This window comes from Salifodinibacter halophilus, from assembly GCA_012999515.1.
Taxonomy (GTDB): Bacteria; Pseudomonadota; Gammaproteobacteria; order Nevskiales; family Salinisphaeraceae; genus Salifodinibacter; species Salifodinibacter halophilus.
In genome coordinates this window covers 1349917-1366245 of the sequence record JABEEB010000001.1, presented here as the reverse complement: position 1 = coordinate 1366245, position 16329 = coordinate 1349917, and the positions used below count along the sequence as shown (strand labels likewise).

19 protein-coding genes are annotated in these 16329 nt (G+C 60.9%); 7 read left to right on the top strand and 12 right to left on the bottom strand.

Translation table 11 applies throughout. The features are described 5' to 3' along the window. Positions 1-133: 133 nt before the first annotated feature. Positions 134-667: an inorganic diphosphatase gene (gene ppa / locus HKX41_06255; protein ID NNC23755.1), complete on the bottom strand. Its 534-nt coding sequence runs from the start codon at positions 665-667 to the stop codon at positions 134-136. Positions 668-742: 75 nt separating this feature from the next. Then, entirely contained in the window at positions 743-2005 is a 1263-nt protein-coding gene (locus HKX41_06250; GenBank protein NNC23754.1) for a 6-phosphofructokinase, read from the bottom strand. 178 nt (positions 2006-2183) lie between these two features. On the opposite strand from HKX41_06250, the gene HKX41_06245 reads away from it, so the two are divergent. Further along, entirely contained in the window at positions 2184-2738 is a 555-nt protein-coding gene (locus HKX41_06245; GenBank protein ID NNC23753.1) for an adenylate kinase, read from the top strand. Positions 2739-2776: 38 nt separating this feature from the next. On the opposite strand, the gene rnd is transcribed toward HKX41_06245, so the two are convergent. Beyond that, on the bottom strand, positions 2777-3898 hold the full coding sequence (gene rnd / locus HKX41_06240; GenBank protein NNC23752.1) for a ribonuclease D: 1122 nt from the start codon (positions 3896-3898) through the stop codon (positions 2777-2779). A gap of 15 nt (positions 3899-3913) precedes the next feature. Between rnd and HKX41_06235 the strand changes: the two genes are divergently transcribed. The 3 genes from HKX41_06235 to pmbA all read left to right on the top strand — a co-directional run bounded on the left by HKX41_06235 (position 3914) and on the right by pmbA (position 7361). Next, the gene (locus HKX41_06235) at positions 3914-4582 is read left to right on the top strand and encodes a hypothetical protein (GenBank protein NNC23751.1); all 669 of its coding nucleotides are present in this window, start codon (positions 3914-3916) and stop codon (positions 4580-4582) included. A gap of 3 nt (positions 4583-4585) precedes the next feature. Further along, positions 4586-5941, top strand: coding sequence for a UDP-N-acetylmuramate:L-alanyl-gamma-D-glutamyl-meso-diaminopimelate ligase (gene mpl, locus HKX41_06230; GenBank protein ID NNC23750.1), 1356 nt, complete (start codon positions 4586-4588; stop codon positions 5939-5941). A 61-nt stretch (positions 5942-6002) separates the two neighbouring features. Further along, entirely contained in the window at positions 6003-7361 is a 1359-nt protein-coding gene (gene pmbA, locus HKX41_06225) for a metalloprotease PmbA (GenBank protein NNC23749.1), read from the top strand. Positions 7362-7534: 173 nt separating this feature from the next. On the opposite strand, the gene rapZ is transcribed toward pmbA, so the two are convergent. The 9 genes from rapZ to HKX41_06180 form a co-directional block, all read right to left on the bottom strand. Then, on the bottom strand, positions 7535-8392 hold the full coding sequence (gene rapZ / locus HKX41_06220; protein ID NNC23748.1) for an RNase adapter RapZ: 858 nt from the start codon (positions 8390-8392) through the stop codon (positions 7535-7537). Between the two features lie 55 nt (positions 8393-8447). Then, the gene (locus HKX41_06215; protein ID NNC23747.1) at positions 8448-8921 is read right to left on the bottom strand and encodes a PTS transporter subunit EIIA; all 474 of its coding nucleotides are present in this window, start codon (positions 8919-8921) and stop codon (positions 8448-8450) included. Positions 8922-8961: 40 nt separating this feature from the next. Beyond that, complete coding sequence (gene raiA, locus HKX41_06210; protein ID NNC23746.1) at positions 8962-9288, bottom strand: ribosome-associated translation inhibitor RaiA; 327 nt, start codon at positions 9286-9288, stop codon at positions 8962-8964. 90 nt (positions 9289-9378) lie between these two features. Further along, positions 9379-10776, bottom strand: coding sequence for an RNA polymerase factor sigma-54 (locus tag HKX41_06205; protein NNC23745.1), 1398 nt, complete (start codon positions 10774-10776; stop codon positions 9379-9381). A gap of 105 nt (positions 10777-10881) precedes the next feature. After that, the gene (gene lptB, locus HKX41_06200; GenBank protein NNC23744.1) at positions 10882-11640 is read right to left on the bottom strand and encodes an LPS export ABC transporter ATP-binding protein; all 759 of its coding nucleotides are present in this window, start codon (positions 11638-11640) and stop codon (positions 10882-10884) included. Then, positions 11637-12125, bottom strand: a complete 489-nt coding sequence (gene lptA / locus HKX41_06195; GenBank protein NNC23743.1) for a lipopolysaccharide transport periplasmic protein LptA — start codon at positions 12123-12125, stop codon at positions 11637-11639. Before lptA ends, lptB begins: the two co-directional genes overlap by 4 nt. A gap of 40 nt (positions 12126-12165) precedes the next feature. Beyond that, on the bottom strand, positions 12166-12750 hold the full coding sequence (lptC, locus tag HKX41_06190; GenBank protein NNC23742.1) for an LPS export ABC transporter periplasmic protein LptC: 585 nt from the start codon (positions 12748-12750) through the stop codon (positions 12166-12168). Then, positions 12720-13247 (bottom strand): HAD hydrolase family protein, encoded by a 528-nt coding sequence (locus HKX41_06185; protein NNC23741.1) that lies wholly within the window; start codon positions 13245-13247, stop codon positions 12720-12722. The genes lptC and HKX41_06185 overlap by 31 nt, the downstream gene beginning before the upstream one ends. Further along, the gene (locus HKX41_06180) at positions 13244-14221 is read right to left on the bottom strand and encodes a KpsF/GutQ family sugar-phosphate isomerase (GenBank protein NNC23740.1); all 978 of its coding nucleotides are present in this window, start codon (positions 14219-14221) and stop codon (positions 13244-13246) included. The genes HKX41_06185 and HKX41_06180 overlap by 4 nt, the downstream gene beginning before the upstream one ends. A gap of 101 nt (positions 14222-14322) precedes the next feature. On the opposite strand from HKX41_06180, the gene HKX41_06175 reads away from it, so the two are divergent. From HKX41_06175 to HKX41_06165, 3 genes are all read left to right on the top strand, one after another. Next, the gene (locus tag HKX41_06175; GenBank protein NNC23739.1) at positions 14323-15255 is read left to right on the top strand and encodes an ABC transporter ATP-binding protein; all 933 of its coding nucleotides are present in this window, start codon (positions 14323-14325) and stop codon (positions 15253-15255) included. Beyond that, positions 15252-16007, top strand: a complete 756-nt coding sequence (locus HKX41_06170; protein ID NNC23738.1) for an ABC transporter permease — start codon at positions 15252-15254, stop codon at positions 16005-16007. Before HKX41_06175 ends, HKX41_06170 begins: the two co-directional genes overlap by 4 nt. Positions 16008-16086: 79 nt before the next feature. After that, positions 16087-16329, top strand: a complete 243-nt coding sequence (locus HKX41_06165; protein ID NNC23737.1) for a BolA family transcriptional regulator — start codon at positions 16087-16089, stop codon at positions 16327-16329.

Here is a 16329-nt window from a genome sequence, read left to right as displayed (position 1 = left end):
CGTCCGAACCGGGGCCGGTTGGAAAGTCGTAACCGACTACACCACTGGCCCCGATAGATGGTCGGCGCCACCGCCCAGCAGGTTAACCGCCTGTAATCGGCCGAGACCTGGCTGGGCGACTAAACGCTTCGACTCAGCTCTTGTCGTACGCGTCCATCGAGCGCTGGATCTCGTTTTGCGCCTTGTCGGCACCTTCCCAGCCGCCGACCTTGGACCATTTGCCGTCTTCCAAGTCTTTGTAGTGCGTGAAGAAGTGGTCGATCTCGCGGCATGTGCGCTCGTCCAGATCGCTGAGGTCCCGGATCGACTTGTAATAATCCGTCGCGATCTTATCGGTCGGCACGCAAAGAATCTTGGCGTCCAGGCCGGATTCGTCCTCGGTGTGCAGCACCGCAACCGGACGACATGGCACCACAACGCCGGCCACAATCGGCTCGGGCGTCAGCACCAGCGCGTCGACTGGGTCGCCGTCGTCGTAGAGGGTTTTGGGGACGAAGCCGTAGTTACCCGGATAGTGCATGGCCACGTTCATGAAGCGGTCGACGGTCAGGCAGTCAGTGTCCTCGTCGATCTCGTACTTGACCGAGCTGGCGCCCGCCAGAATCTCGACCACAACATTGACTTCCTCCGGTGCTTTTTTGCCCGGCGTGAGTGCTTCGTATCCCATGTCCCAAAAACCTCTGGAAATTCAAATGCGCGAGTTTAACGGATTGCCGGGTGCGCCGGCGACTCGTGCGACTGTTTAAACTTTGAAATCGGTATTCAACTGGCGCGGTACTGGCTGTTTGGTCAAGCGTGCGTACTGCGGCAGGCCATCGACGTAGGGTGGATGGGATTCCCCGGTAATCAATGGTGTCAGATAGGCCCGCGCGGCGTCCGTGATGTGGAAGCCGTCGTCGCTGATAAACGTGTCCGGCATCGCTTGCTCGCCGTTGGCGACATCGGCCAAGGGTGCGCTGCCGAGTCGCCAGCGATAGGGGTCGTCGGATTCACGTTCAATAGTCACCATTACGCCGGAGTGGCCATCCAGTGCGTATTCGACCGCTGCCTGGCCTACGGCATAGGCGTGTTCGACGTCGGTCTCGGAAGCGATGTGCCGGGCTGAGCGCATGAGATAGTCAGCGATGGCGTAATGGTTTTTGTAGCCGAGTTCGTTGCCGACCATGTCTGCCAACGCCGAGGCCACGCCGCCGAGTTGTGTGTGGCCGAAAACGTCCTGGGTGCCGGCGTCCGAAACGAATTGGCCGTCCGGTCGGCGTAGGCCTTCGGAGGCCACGATCGTGCAGTAACCGTGGTTTTGGACACAGCTGTCGACCTTACGCAGGAAGCGTTCGCGGTCGAAGACGACTTCCGGGAACAGGATGATGTGCGGGTCGGCGCTTTCAATGTCGCTGGCGACGCCACCGGCGGCTGCGGTCCAGCCAGTGTGCCGGCCCATGACCTCGAGGATGAAGACCTTGGTCGAGGTTGGATACATGCTTTCCAGGTCAAGGCTGGCTTCGCGGATGGATACGGCGGTGTATTTGGCTACGCTGGCAAAGCCCGGCGAGCAGTCAGTCGCCGGCAGGTCGTTATCCATGGTTTTGGGGATATGGATCGTCTGGATCGGATAGCCCATGACGTCGGCGATATGACTGACCTTTTCGCAGGTGTCGGCCGAGTCGCCGCCGCCGTTGTAGAAAAAGTAACCGATGTCGTGTGCCTTAAAAACTTCGATCAAGCGTTCGTATTCGGCGCGATTTTCGTCGAGGGATTTTAGTTTGTAGCGTGCCGAGCCGAATGCACCGCCGGGCGTGTGATACAGCGCGGCGATCGCAGCGTCGGACTCGGCGCTGGTATCGATTAAGTCTTCAGTAAGCGCACCGACGATGCCGTCGCGGCCAGCGTAAACGCGGCCGATACGGTCGGAGTTGGCGCGTGCAGTCTCGATGACACCGGCCGCCGAGGCGTTGATCACGGATGTCACACCGCCGCTTTGGGCATAGAATACGTTGTTGCGGGGCACGGTAAGGCACTCATGGATATGTGGATGTCGTCCCCGAAATCATACGGGTGCAGGTTGGTACGCGACAATTGACGCGAGCTGACGCGTTCAGTAACTTCAACGACCTTGTCAATAACGCGGCGTTGACGGGGCGAACTGCTCCAGCGCCCGACACGAACAAACCGCAGAAACAACTATGCTGAAAATCGTGTTGCTGGGCGCGCCCGGCTCCGGAAAAGGAACGCAGGGCGCCGAACTGGCGTCACATTACGGCGTGCCGAAGATTGCCTCCGGTGATTTGCTGCGCGAGGCCGTGGCTTCCGGTAGCGAATTGGGGCAAAAAGCCAAGGCGGCGATGGATGCTGGCGAACTGGTTTCGGACGACACCGTTATCGGGATGATCCGGGAACGGTTGAATGAGCCGGACGCGCAGAATGGCTTCATCCTCGACGGTTTCCCGCGCAGCCTGGCGCAGGCCGAAGCACTGGATCAATTGCTCGACGAGCTGTCGCGACCGCTCCAGCGCGTCATCCACATGCAGGTGGATAATGAAGAAATCGTCGGGCGTTTGGCTGCGCGCGGACGGGCGGATGACACGGAGGAAGCGATCCGTAATCGACTCGCTGTCTTCGCCGAGCAGACCGAGCCTTTGGTGACCTATTACGAACAGCGTGGTTTGCTGACGCCGGTCAACGCCACTGGCGATATCGACGCGATTCAGACGCGTTTGATCGAGGCGATCGAAGCCGCTTGAGCCGCGGTATCACCCGCGTGCACAAGCGCTGACAACAGTTACCCGGCTGTCGACGCACCGATAGCTGCGGCGATTGCCGCCCCGGCCACTTCGGCGCGCCAGCCCGTTTCCAGCCGCGTATCGCGTCGGCCCGACACCAGCGCCTCGACATCCGCGCGCGAACCGAGCGCTCCGGGCGCTATCTTTAGGGTGCCGGCGATGCGTCGCAGCTCGGCCATGCCGGCTTTGGTCTGTCGACGCTCGGCGGGCGTCGGCTTGGTGGTAGCCGCCGGTGCCATCGCTGTGTCGCCGTCGGCCGCGGTAATCGTATCGATCAGCGCGTTGCCGTGGCGTTCGCGCGTGCGCTTAGGCAGCGATTCGATTACGGCCAGATCGGCGGTCCGGGATGGTTGGCGACGGGCCATCTCAACGACCGCGTCGTCGGCCAGGATCCAGCGCCGGGGGCGATCAGCGTTTACAGCCGTTCGCTCTCGCCAGGCCGCCAGATGCGCAGCAATTGGCAGCGCTGATGCCTCGAGTTGGTCGAGGCCGCGCACGAAGCGAATGCTTTTGTCGGGGTGGGGTCGATAGCGCTCCGCGTCGGTCAGGCGCGCACAGTCTTCGGCCAACCATTGTTGGCGTCCGGCGTCGGCTAGTTGTTCGGCCAAGCGCCCATGAAGCGCCGGTAGATAGCGCACGTCGTCGGCGGCATAGTCGAGTGCCCCCGATGGTAGTGGCCGCTGTTGCCAGTCGGTGCGTGTGTGGCCCTTGGCTAATGTCACGCCGAGTTCGGATTCAACCAGCGCTGCGTAGCCTGCTTGCGCGTCGTAACCGGCGAATGCGGCCGCCATCTGGGTGTCGTACACGCACGCGGGTAGCGCGCCGGTGCGGTGAAGCAGGACTTCGAGATCCTGGGTGGCTGAATGGATGACGGTCGTGACTTGTGGATTAGCCCAGAGCGCGGCCAATGGGTCGAGATCGTCGATGGTTAGCGCATCGATCAGCGCGATGCGGTTGTCGACGGCGAGTTGGATCAGACACAGCCGTGGGAAATAGGTCCGTTCGCGCGCGAATTCGGTATCCAGCGCCAGCGTAGTGGGCTGCCCGATCGCCTCGAGAAAAGCGCTGAGGTCGGCTGACGTGTCGATCACCGCGACCGATTGCGAAGTGTTTTGTATCATTGGCGCATTATACGAATGTTGAATTCCATCATGGCCGTGTTGGTCCAGGTTCTTGACCTTATGCGACTGCGCGCCGGGCCGCAGGATATGCCCGGTGATCGTGGCTCGCTGGCCGTTGCAGCGGCGCTATACGTGGTGGCTGGCACCGGCCAGCTACTGGTGCTGGAGTCCTTGGCGCAGGCGGTTAGCCTGATTTTGTTAACCACTGTACTCCTGGCCATTTACACGGCGGGGCTCCTGCTTTGGCGCAATGTGCCCAATCGCTTTCGACAGACGGCCACGGCTCTGTTTGCGACCGGCACGCTATTCACGGTGATCATGATCGCGCCGAACCTCGCCATGGCTCCCTACCTGAAGGCCATGCGTGTTAACGCCGCCAACGCGCCGCCCACTGCGACCCAAACAACTGGTTCGGCGTCGTCGGCGAGCCCGGCGCAAGACACACCTGACAAAACCAACGCCAATCAGAGTGGCAACAGCAGCGCCGGGATGGCAACCGGGGCGGGGGAACCGCTGTCCGCGTCCGTTGCTTGGGCGTTTCTCCTGTTTGCCGCGGTCGGTGTCTGGCGTTTGCTGGTGTTTGGCCACATCTATCGTCAGGCACTCGATATGTCGCGCTGGATGGGGGTGGCTGCTGCTATCGGCTTCGAGTTGTTCCTGCTGGTGGTTTTTGCTGCTGTCTAGCGCATGAACGTTCATATTCTCGGCATTGGCGGCACTTTCATGGCCGGTATCGCGTTGCTGGCGCGCGCGGCCGGGCATACGGTGACCGGCTCGGATAGTGCGCTCTATCCGCCCATGAGTACGCAGCTCGCCGAGGTGGGTATCGAGGTCGCCGATGGTTTTAGGGTGGCCAACCTCGAACCGGCCCCGGATGAAGTCGTGATTGGCAACGCGTTGTCGCGTGGCAATCCGGAGGTCGAAGCCGTCCTGGATCGAGGGCTGGCCTATACGTCCGGCCCGGCCTGGCTTGCCGATAACGTGTTGGCTGGACGGCAGGTCCTGGCTGTGGCCGGCACCCACGGCAAGACCACGACGGCCAGTATGCTCACGCATATACTGCGCCGGGCTGGCTATGATCCGGGGTGGTTGATTGGCGGTGTGGCGCACAATCTTGGCGTTTCCGCCGCACTCGGCGGTGGGCGTTGTTTCGTGGTTGAAGCCGATGAATACGATACGGCGTTTTTCGATAAGCGCTCGAAGTTCATCCATTATCGGCCATCGATCTGCGTGCTGAACAATCTCGAGTTCGACCATGCCGATATTTTTGACAATCTAGAGGCGATAAAACGCCAATTCCATCAATTGGTCCGCGTTGTGCCTGGGAGCGGGCACCTGGTGGTCAATGCAGACGAGCCGGAGCTGGCGAATGTGCTCGACCGCGGCTGCTGGACCCCGGTGGCCAGATTCAACACCGAGACCGATTGGTCGGCGCGTTTAGATACCGAGACTGGGGCTTGGCAGGTTAGTCAAGCCACTCGGGTGCTTGCTGACGAGCGTTGGACCTTGACCGGCGCGCATACCGCGTCGAATGCGCTGGCCGCGGTCGTCGCGGCCGATGCGGCCGGTGTGGCACCGACAGCTTCGGCCCAGGCGTTGGCCGACTTTCACGGCGTCAAGCGACGCTTAGAATATCTCGGCTGTGCTGGCGGTGTATCGGTGACCGACGACTTCGCCCACCATCCGACTGCGATCGAGGCCACGCTGGCCGCACTTGCCGACAAACCGGGGACTGGGCGTCTGATTGCCGTGCTGCAGCCGGCGTCGAACGCTATGCGTGCAGGTGTCCACGGCGATAAGCTAGCCGCGAGTTTGACGCGCGCCGATGCCGTGTTCGTTTTTGCCGACGGTCTCGATTGGTCGGTGGAAGCAACACTCGGCCGTGCGGGGCTGCCGTATGTGGACGCCGCGACCACGGTCGACGCGTTGGTGATGGCGGTCGCGGCGTTTGTTAGGCCTGCGGATCACGTTGTTGTACTGAGCAATGCCGGCTTCGACAATTTTCAACAGCGGCTTCTCGGTCAACTCGAAAATAACGCATGAGACCAGCAACGTTGACTGCTGCACTGGTCTTGAACGGTTGGACACAAGACAAGGAACGATAATGGCCGAGACTGGAGATGCCGTCGATGTGCAGGCCCGCGTCGCGCCGCAAGCGCTGCGCGAGCAAGTGGCGGCGCTGATCAGCGATGCACGTCGCGGCGGGGCGGATGCTGCCGAAGTCGGTATTTCGGCGGCGCGCAGTCTGTCGGTCTCGGCGCGCGCCGGGCAGCGCGAGAGCGTCGAATCAGCCAACGCGCGGTCGGCCGGCGTCACCGTCTATCGCGGTCAGCGCTCAGCGACAGCCACAACCAGTGATTTGAGCGCCGATGGGCTGGCCGAGACGCTGACGCGGGCACTTGAGATGGCGCGTTTCACCGAGCCCGATCCCGACGCCGGTCTGGCCGACGCCTCGCTCATGGCCAGCGGTTGGCCCGAGTTATCGTTGAATCATCCATGGGCGCTGGATGCCGATGAGGCTGAACGCCGCGCGCTGGCGGTTGAGGCCGCCGCATTTGAACGCGATGCGCGGGTCTTTCAGGTCGAAGCGGCCCAGGTCGGGACCGAAAGCGAGATGACGGTGTATGCCAACAGCCACGGCTTTATTGCCGCGCAGGCAGCGACCCAACACGCGATTAGCTGCAGTGCACTCGCGCGGGATGACAATGGCATGCAGCGTGACGTGGCGTTTTCGCCGGCGCGCGCAGCCGACGATCTTGCTTCCGACGAAGCCATTGGCCGACGCGCGGTCGATCGTGCAGTTGCCCGCTTGGGCGCGCGCACGCCGCCGACGACGACCGCGCCGGTTCTTTTTGAGCCACGAGTGGCGGCCAGTCTCTGGCAACACCTGATCGGTGCGATCAGTGGCGGGGCGCTGTATAAAGACGCCAGCTTCCTAAAAGACCGAATGGGTGATGTGATCGCTGCCCCGGCACTCACCTTGACACAATCGCCCCATCGGCCACGCGGTCTGGCCAGCGCCGGCTTTGATGGCGACGGTGTAGCGACGGCCGAGCGTAAACTTGTCGACAATGGCGTGTTGACTGGTTATGTGCTCGGGTCCTATAGCGCACGCCGGCTCGGCATGACCACCACCGGCAATGCTGGCGGCGTGTTCAATCCAGCGATCGCACCGGGCGAACATGAGTTTGAAGCTTTGATCGCCCGCATGGGCCGGGGGCTCGTGGTGACTGAGCTAATGGGGCAGGGCGTGGATCTGACGACGGGCGACTACTCGCGTGGTGCGGCTGGTTTCTGGGTGGAAAACGGTGAGATCGCTTACCCAGTGGAAAATGTGACCATCGCGGGCAACCTAAGCCAGATGTTTCAGCAGATTGATGCGCTTGGTAATGATGTCGACACTTCAAACGTGTTGCGAACGCCGTCGGTTCTGATTGAGCGCATGACGATCGCCGGCAATTGATTCGCCCACCTGGCGCGGCAAGTCAAAAACGCGGGCCGGCCGCGTGCGGTCTTTGGTGTTGGGTTATCAGATCAATGCGTTGCGGGCGCGTGGCTCGACGCTAGTAGGTATACCTGAGATGGGGTCGGCGCGGTGGCGACTGTGATTGGCCAGTCAGGTCTTTGCCGCGGTTATCAACCGATCTCGTTATGTCGCACGATGACTGGTTCGTAGTGCGCCCGGCAAGACTTGGCCAGCTGCTCCACGAGATACACCGAGCGGTGGTTGCCGCCCGTGCAGCCGATGGCAATCGTGACGTAGGCGCGATCGCCGTGCGCGAAGGCGGGTAACCAGGTCTCGAAAAAATTGCTGAGATCGGTTAGATAGGTCTGTGTTGCTTGGTCGGCCTCGAAAAAGGCGGCCACGCCGGGGTCTCGGCCCGTCGCCTGGCGAAGCTCGGGGTCCCAGTAAGGGTTAGGCAGACAGCGTGCGTCGAAACAGAAGTCGACGCCGTCTGGAATGCCATGCTTGAAGCCGAACGACTGCAGCAGGATGGCAACCGACCCCGGTTGCCCGGATTCGACCCGGTTGCGCACGATGTCGCGCAGTTCATGGATATTGGTGCGGCTCGTATCGATCGTGACGTCGGCGCTGTCTTCGATCGCCGAGAGTGCGTCACGGTCGGCGCGGATGGCTTCGGGCAGTGCGAGGTCGGCCGTGGCCAGCGGGTGACGGCGACGGGTTTGGTCGAAGCGACCGAGGATCGTGCCTGGATCGGCGGTGACAAACATCAGTTCGACGTCGACGCCGGCCGCGCGCAGATTGTCGATGCGTTGCGGCAGATCCGCGAGGCGCTCGCGTCCGGCCCGTGTATCGATGCCGAGCGCCAGCCGTTCGTAGTCCAGGCCTTCCGCTGTGAGCGTGCTTGCGGAAACATCGCGGAGCATGGCCAGTGGCAGATTGTCGATCGAGAAGTAGCCGATGTCTTCCAGGGTCTGGAGGACCACGGATTTGCCAGCGCCGGCCAGTCCGCTGACGATGATCAGTTTCATGAAGGGGCTCCTCGGGGCGGCGCAATACGCTCGTGGCTGGCGTTGGCGGATCTGTTCATGGCGTGGGCGTGTCGTCGAGTGCACACAAGGCGGTGAATAGTGCTTCGTCGTTCGCTGTGGCGTGCAGTCGAGCCGCGGTTTCCGGGCGAGCTAGCGTTTTGCCGAGAGTATCGACAAAGCCGCGTACGTCGTTGCTGGGCACTTTGGGGACGATTAGTGCGAAAAGTCGGTCGATTGGGGCAGCGTCCGGTTCATTCGCGCCGTAGTCAATGCTGTGGCTTAGTTGCACGAAGGCACCGAGCGGCGAAGCCAGGCCGGCGATGCGCGCGCGGGCTATAACGGCACCGCCGCCGACGACGGTCGATCCGAGCCGTTCGCGTGCCCGCAACGCATCCAGAATTTCGCTGGCCGTCAGCGACGGTTCGGCTGAGGCCAGCATATTCGCGACTCGTTCCAGTAGCCGCTTACGGCTTGATATCTCCGGTACATGACGAACGCGCCGGGGTGTCAGGCAGTCTTCGAGCTGCATTACTCAACCGCCGCTGGCCATTGGCCATCGCTTGTCACCGCTAACCAGCGTCACGATCGACCCGGCGGCCATCGCGGTTGTGGTGATCGCGCGCTTTTTCTTTGTACCGACGCGTTTGTCGGTCGAGTTTGTCGACCATGCTATTGATGGCGGCATACATATCCGGCTCGGTGGCTTCGGCGTGCAGGCGTGTACCTGAGAGTTGCATGGTCACTTCCGCCGAGTGGCGCTCTTTGGCGACCTCGAGGACAACTTCGGCGTCGATGACGTGATCGAAGTGTCGTTCGATGCGTTCCATCTTGGATTCGACGTAGTCGCGAAGTGCGTCGGTAACGTCGACGTGGTGGCCGGATATGTTGAGATTCATGAAGGCTCTCCTTGCTACCCGTATTAACGGTGGTTGCATTATGCCGCTCGTGATGCACCTTTTGGCAACCGCTGTCGTCATAGACGGCGTCTACCGGCGGCGCTCACGCGACGGTGCAATGCCGAGTGCCGCACGGTATTTGGCGACTGTGCGCCGCGCCACGCAGACGCCTTCATCATGCAGCCTGGTGGTGAGTTTGCTGTCGGAAAACGGCTGCGACGGTGTTTCCTCGGCGATAATGGATTGCAACATAGCCTGGATGGCAACGCCCGAGACGGCACCGCCATCGGTTGTTGGTACGCGGCTGGAGAAAAATGATTTCATCTCCAGTATGCCGCGTGGTGTCTGTATGTATTTGTTGGCTGTGGCGCGTGAAACCGTCGATTCGTGCATATCCAGTCGTTCGGCCACATCGCGCAGGACCAGGGGTTTGAGCGCCTTATCACCGTAGTCTAAAAACGCGCGCTGGGTGGTCACCAGACATTCGGCGACCTCGAGCAGGGTTTCGTTGCGCGATTTTAGGCTGTTCAGAAAGCACCGGGCTTCTTGCAGATGGTTTTTGAGCGTGGTTTGGTCGTCGGACTGATCGCCGCGCTTGATCAGCTCGAGGTAACGCTCATTCAGGCGCACGCGAGGGATGGTGTCGTTGTTCAGGCTGACTTGCCAGCCACTGGTGGTTCGATGTATTTCGATTTCCGGGCTGATGAATTCCGCTGTCGACTGTTCATAAGCTTCGCCCGGATCGGGCCGGCAGGTGCGGATCAGCGCCAGTGCCGCGTCGATTTCGTTGGCCGGCGTGTCGATGGTCTGGGCTAATTCGTATCGCTCGGCATTAGCCAGCGCTTCGAGGCCGACTTCGCGGATTAGCTTGAACGCGGTGCCGTGTCCGGGGGTGTCGCTATCGTACTGCGCGAGTTGCAGGCTGATACATTCATCCAGGTTGCGCGCTGCTACGCCGGGTGGATCGAACGTTTGAATGCGTTGGAGCGTTGATTCCGCCGCGTCGGCGTCGAGGCCGAAATCCGTGTCGAGCGAATCGGCGATGCTTAGCCAGTCCTCGATTCGGCCGGAGATGCCGATGGCGTCGATGATGACTGTCGCCGCTGCACGCTCGTGTGGGTCGAACGGCGCCATGTCCGCTTGCCAGTGGAGATGGTCGCTCAGGCTTTCGGTGGATACCGTATTGGTTTGCCATTCGTCGCCCGGCGCCAGGTCGGCGTTTGAGCTGCTTGGCGACGGCTCGTAGATCTGCTCCCACTCGACGTTGACCTCCCCGGCATCCGGCGTATCGTCGCCTGTGCTCTCCGGTGTCTCCTCGTCCGAATCGCTGTTGCCGTCGTCGGATTCCAGCATTAGGTTGGAATCGAGCGCGCTCTGAATCTCGGCGCGCAAGCTCGCCGTCGACATCTGCAACATGTTGATCGCCTGTTGCAGCGCCGGCGTCATAGTCAACGACTGGGTCGGTGAGATATTCAGCGATTGCTTCATAACTGGGTCACCTTAAGTCGAATGCGGCTGATCACAGGGTAACGATCCGAATCCATCTGCTGACGTACGAGCAGTGACAAGCGTGCGATTGGCGCCGCGCCTCGACTATAGCGTGAAGTCTTCGCCGAGGTAGACTTCACGCACACGCGAGTTGGCTACGACATCGTGTCGCTCGCCGCTGGCGATGACTGTGCCTTCGGCCAGGATGAATGCGTGGTCGCAGATGCCGAGGGTCTCGCGCACATTGTGATCGGTTATGAGCACCCCGATGCCGCGTTCGGCAAGATAGCGGATGATGCCGCGGATGTCGCTGATCGCGATTGGGTCGATACCGGCGAAAGGCTCGTCGAGCAGCATGAAACTGGGCTCGGCCGCGAGCGCACGCGCGATTTCCACGCGCCGGCGTTCACCGCCGGACAGATGGATCCCTATCGAGTCGGCGATGTGGCTGATTGACAGTTCCTCGAGCAGGTCATCCAACTTTGCCCGCACCTGTTTTCGATTGAGATCGGTGCGGAATTGGAGGATCGCGCGGATATTGTCGGCGACCGAGAGCTTGCGGAACACCGATGGCTCTTGTGGCAGATAGCCGATCCCGTAGCGCGACCGTTTGTGCATTGGCATGCCGCTGAGCGAGTGATCACCCAGCATGATCTGGCCGTGGTCGGGGCGAATCAGGCCTACAACGATGTAGAAGGCCGTCGTCTTGCCTGCGCCGTTCGGCCCTAGAAGGCCCGCGATCTCGCCGCGTTCGACGCCAATGTCGACTCCTTCCAGGACACTGCGGCCGCGATAACTTTTCCGGAGCCCGGTCGCGTCGAGCCGGTTTCCCGAGGGGGTGGCGTTGGTGGCTGAGGCGCTCATTTATTGCCGTTTCCCGACGTGTCCTTCGGTTGCAGCGTAACCTTGACGCGTTCGTTGTTCTTATTGCCCCGTAGCGCCCGGCTTTGGTCCGTATCGAGATTGTGGATGATCTTCGCGCCGCGCACTGCGTTGCCATCTGCGCGTTTCAGGAAGGCTTCGCCTCGCATGGTGACGGTGCGATCCGGGTTGTCGAAGATAAGCCGTTGTGCGTGGCCGTCAATCGTGTGACTGCCCGCCTGATCCGGTTTTTTGGCGATCTGTGCGGGCGAGCCAGTCAGTACAGCGTGCAGTTGGCCACGTTGGCGGGTGTTGGTCAGCACAAGTTTGTCACCGGTCAGCGTGAGCCCGCCACGGGTGAGTTTGACCGCGCCTTCGTACACGCTCTTGCCGTTTTTCTGGTCAAAGGTCGCTTGATTCGACTGTATATTGATTGGCAGCTTTGGCTTTTGCTGGGTAGCTGCCGGTACGGCTGTCGCCGCTGCCATGCTTACTACGGCCAAAGCCAGAGTCGCGACCAGTCGTGGCCTATTGCTGATAAGTGACATTCGCATCGTTTTTCACTTTCAAGTGGTCGGTCTGCGTGTTCAGTCGCATGCCCATGCCGGTAAGGCGGTGGGTCGGTAAGTCGGCACGTACATAGTGTGATGAAGTCACCAGATGCTGGTCGGGGTTAACCCAGGCTTGGTCGGTTTTGATGTGCGTCTTGCCGCCGTCGGCTTGGTGTTTGACGACTTCTACTTGGTCATTCAAGCGGATTCGCTGGTGAGCGGCCGGCACGAACCCGCGCTTGGCCGTGAGGTGCCACTGGCCCTTTTTTGCGCCGGCATAGCGCATGTTGGGCTGCTGGATCTGAATGACGCCGCTTTGAAAATAAAGGCTGCGCTTGGCGATTAACTTATAGACTCGTTGCCCTTTTTTATCAAACTTATAAGTGACCGGTTGGATCAGGTAGTATTGGCTGTTCTCGGGCGTGGAGCCGGGCGGTTGTCGGTCGCTATTTACAAACTCGCACGTGCCGTAGAGCGTGGCGGCGACTCCCAGGCAGCCGATAACGAGCAGCGCGATATTGAGGTATGGCTTCACGTCGCCTCGCGCGCGTCGATCAGCCATTCGCAGGCTTGGCGTACGGCGCCGTCGCCACCACCACGGGAGCTGACCCAATCGGCGTGTTCACGCACGGCGTCTACGGCATCGCTCACGGTCAGTGCCAGGCCCGCGTCGCGCATCAAGGCCAGATCCGGCAGGTCGTCGCCCATGATTGCAGCCTCGCTCGGGGTGATCTCGAGCTCGGCCAAAATGGCCTCGAAGTCCATGCGTTTGTCGTGACTATCCAGGTGGATATGGATGACGCCCAGCTCATGCAGGCGTTCGGCCACGGCTGCACCCGGGCGTGCGCTGATCACTGCGACGTCGATACCGGCGGCCAGCAAGCGTTTGATGCCGAGGCCGTCATGCACGTGCATGCTACGTGCCGGCTCGCCGTGGTCGAGCAGATATAGGCGGCCATCGGTCAGCACGCCGTCGACATCAAAGACTGCCAACTGAATCTGTCGCGCGCGCTCGGTGCGCGGTAGTTGCTCGTTCGAGCTCGTTTCGGTATCACTCATAGAATGCCCGCTCGCAGTAGATCCTGGGTGTTTAGCGCGCCTACGGCATGGTTGTCGGTGTCGACCACGAATAGGCCGCCGCCGCCAATACGGTGGGTTTCCAGCATTTGAATGGCTTCCGTGGCGAGTGCGCCGGCGCTAATTGTTTTGGGACTTTGGGTCATGGCTTCGGCGATCGGTGTGCTGCGCGGATCGGTGCCGAGGTCGAGCGTACGCCGCAGGTCGCCGTCGGTGAATACACCGGCGAGATGGCCGTCGGCATCGGCTACACCTGTCATGCCGAGCCCTTTGGCAGTCATTTCCAGAAGTGCGTCGCCGACGGTGGCGTCGAGGCCGATAAGCGGTAGTTCGTCGCCCTGGTGCATGACATCATCAACTGTCATCAACAGACGGCGGCCCAGTTGACCGCCAGGGTGCGAGCGGGCGAAGTCGGCCACGCCGAAATCGCGTGCTTCGAGCAGCGTGATGGCCAGTGCATCACCCATGACCAACGCTGCGGTGGTGGAAGCCGATGGCGCTAGATCCAGCGGGCAGGCTTCGATTGTCACGCTGACGTCGAGATGGACGTCGGCCCGGGTCGCCAGCGTTGATTCCGGCCGCCCGGTCATGCAAATCAGTGGTGTGCCAAGGCGTTTCAATAGCGGCAAGAGCTGCAACAATTCGCCGGTCTCGCCCGAATAAGACAGTGCAAGTACGACGTCGTTTCGGGTCACCATGCCGAGATCGCCGTGGCTGGCTTCTCCCGCGTGAACGAAAAACGCCGGCGTGCCTGTGGAGGCGAGCGTGGCAGCAATCTTGCCGCCAATATGCCCCGATTTGCCGACGCCGGTTACGATCACGCGCCCTGCTGTATTCAAGACCGTTGTCACGGCGTCGTCGAATGCGCTATCGACTCGATCGGCTAGCGCGGTGGCGGCCTCGGCCTCAATCGCGATGACGCGTTGGCCGGCCTTGATGCGGGTATCTTTATCCATGGCAATAGTCTAGCGTACGAGCGTCGGGGTCTTGTCGTGCTCGCATCGGATTGCGCTACAGCTTATACTGGTCGGCTACGCCTTCCTAGTATCCTTGCGTCATGGCAGCGCCCGCGCTTTCTTATCGGTCCGTGTCCAAGCACTTCGGCGACTTTCAAGCGCTCGATGACGTCGATTTCGATATCGAGCGGGGGTCGTTTTTCGCGTTGCTTGGCCCCAATGGTGCCGGCAAATCAACGCTGATCAATATCACCGCCGGTTTGTCGACCGCCAGTTCCGGGTCGGTCTCAGTGCTTGGCAACGATGTCATCACCGATTATCGACAGGCGCGCCGGTCGCTTGGCGTGGTGCCGCAGGAATTGGTCTACGATCCTTTTTTCTCGGTCCGCAACATGTTGCGGCAGCAAGCCGGGTATCACGGCTGCGGTCGCGACTACTGGCCCTGGATCGATGAGCTGCTGCGCCGCCTCGAACTGACCGATAAGCGCGATCAGTCAATCCGAGCGTTATCGGGTGGCATGAAGCGTCGCGTATTGATCGCTCAGGCCTTGGTCCATAAACCTGATGTCATCATCCTGGACGAGCCGACGGCTGGCGTCGACGTTGAGCTTCGTCGCACGCTCTGGCGGTTCACCAAGGAATTGAACGACGCCGGCCACACCGTCGTGCTCACCACGCATTACCTCGAAGAAGCCGAGCAGCTCTGTGACCGCACGGCGATCCTCGACGGTGGGCGGATTCTCGTGCTCGAAGATACGCGGGATTTGCTCGGCCGCCATCCGTATCGCTATCTGTCGTTGCAGTTGGACCGAGCCGACGCCGTTCTGCCGGACGCTGTCGAGCACCTTGTGGAGTCACGTGACGGGGAAAACGTCGAGTTTAAACTTGAGACTGGGCGCCATCACATCGGCGATGTCATCGAAGCCGTGCGTGACGCCGGGTACCGCTTGAATGACGTGCGTACCCGCGAGCCGTCGCTGGAAAATATTTTCGTCGATCTGACCATGAATAACGACGTGGGCGTGGCCGTATGAATGTTTACGGTTGCTACGCGCTGTTTATCAAGGAGATTCGGCGTTTCTACAGTGTCATCCTGCAGACGATTGGCGCGCCGGTGGTTACTGCGTTGTTGTATATGGCGGTGTTTAGCCAGGTGCTGCGCGGTGAAACCATCCAGGGCGTGCCGAGCACCGCGTTTCTGGTGCCGGGCTTGATGATGATGAGCGTGATCCAGAACGCGTTTGCCAACACATCGTCGAGTTTCACCCAGTCCAAGGTTATGGGCAATCTGGTGTTCATGCTGATGACACCGCTGTCGCCTTTCGAGATCTACCTTGCTTATACCGCTGCTGCTGTTGCGCGTGGCTGTCTGGTGGCGCTGGTGCTTTTCATCGTCACGAATCTTTTCGTCTCGGTGCCGATCACCCATCCCGGGTTGATCCTTTTGATGTTGCTCTTGTCCGGCGGCACGCTAGCTGTAATCGGGCTGATTGCCGGGATACTGGCCGAAAAATTCGATCATCTGGCGGCGTTTCAGAATTTTTTCATCGTGCCGATGTCGTTTCTATCGGGGATTTTTTATTCGATCCACTCGCTTCCGCCTTTCTGGCAAAAAGCATCCTACTTCAATCCGTTTTTCTACATGATCGACGGTTTTCGGCGCGGTTTCTTCGGTGTGGGGGATGCCAACGTGGTCGTTGCCATGAGTGTCGCAGGCGGGTTTTTCGTCGCGGTCTCAGTGTTAGCGATCTGGATGCTCGGTGAAGGATTCAGGATTCGCAGTTGAACCGGCAGTTGGTGGTCGCAAGGTGCCTGGTCTCCGGTGCTAAAATCGTAAATTGATCGCACGCGACTCGAGTACCCCTATGCTTTCGCCCGATACCATCCGCGAATTGATTGAGGCCGGTCTGCCGGACGCCCAGGTTGAGGTCGTCGGTGATGACGGCACGCACTTTGCCGCCCGCGTTGTCAGCCCGAGTTTCGAAGGACAGTCGACGCTGGCTCAGCATCGGATGGTCTACGCGACGCTTGGCGAGCGTATGGGCGGCGAGATCCATGCCCTGTCGTTGACGACCCGGACGCCCGACCAGGCTGACGCCGCATCGTAA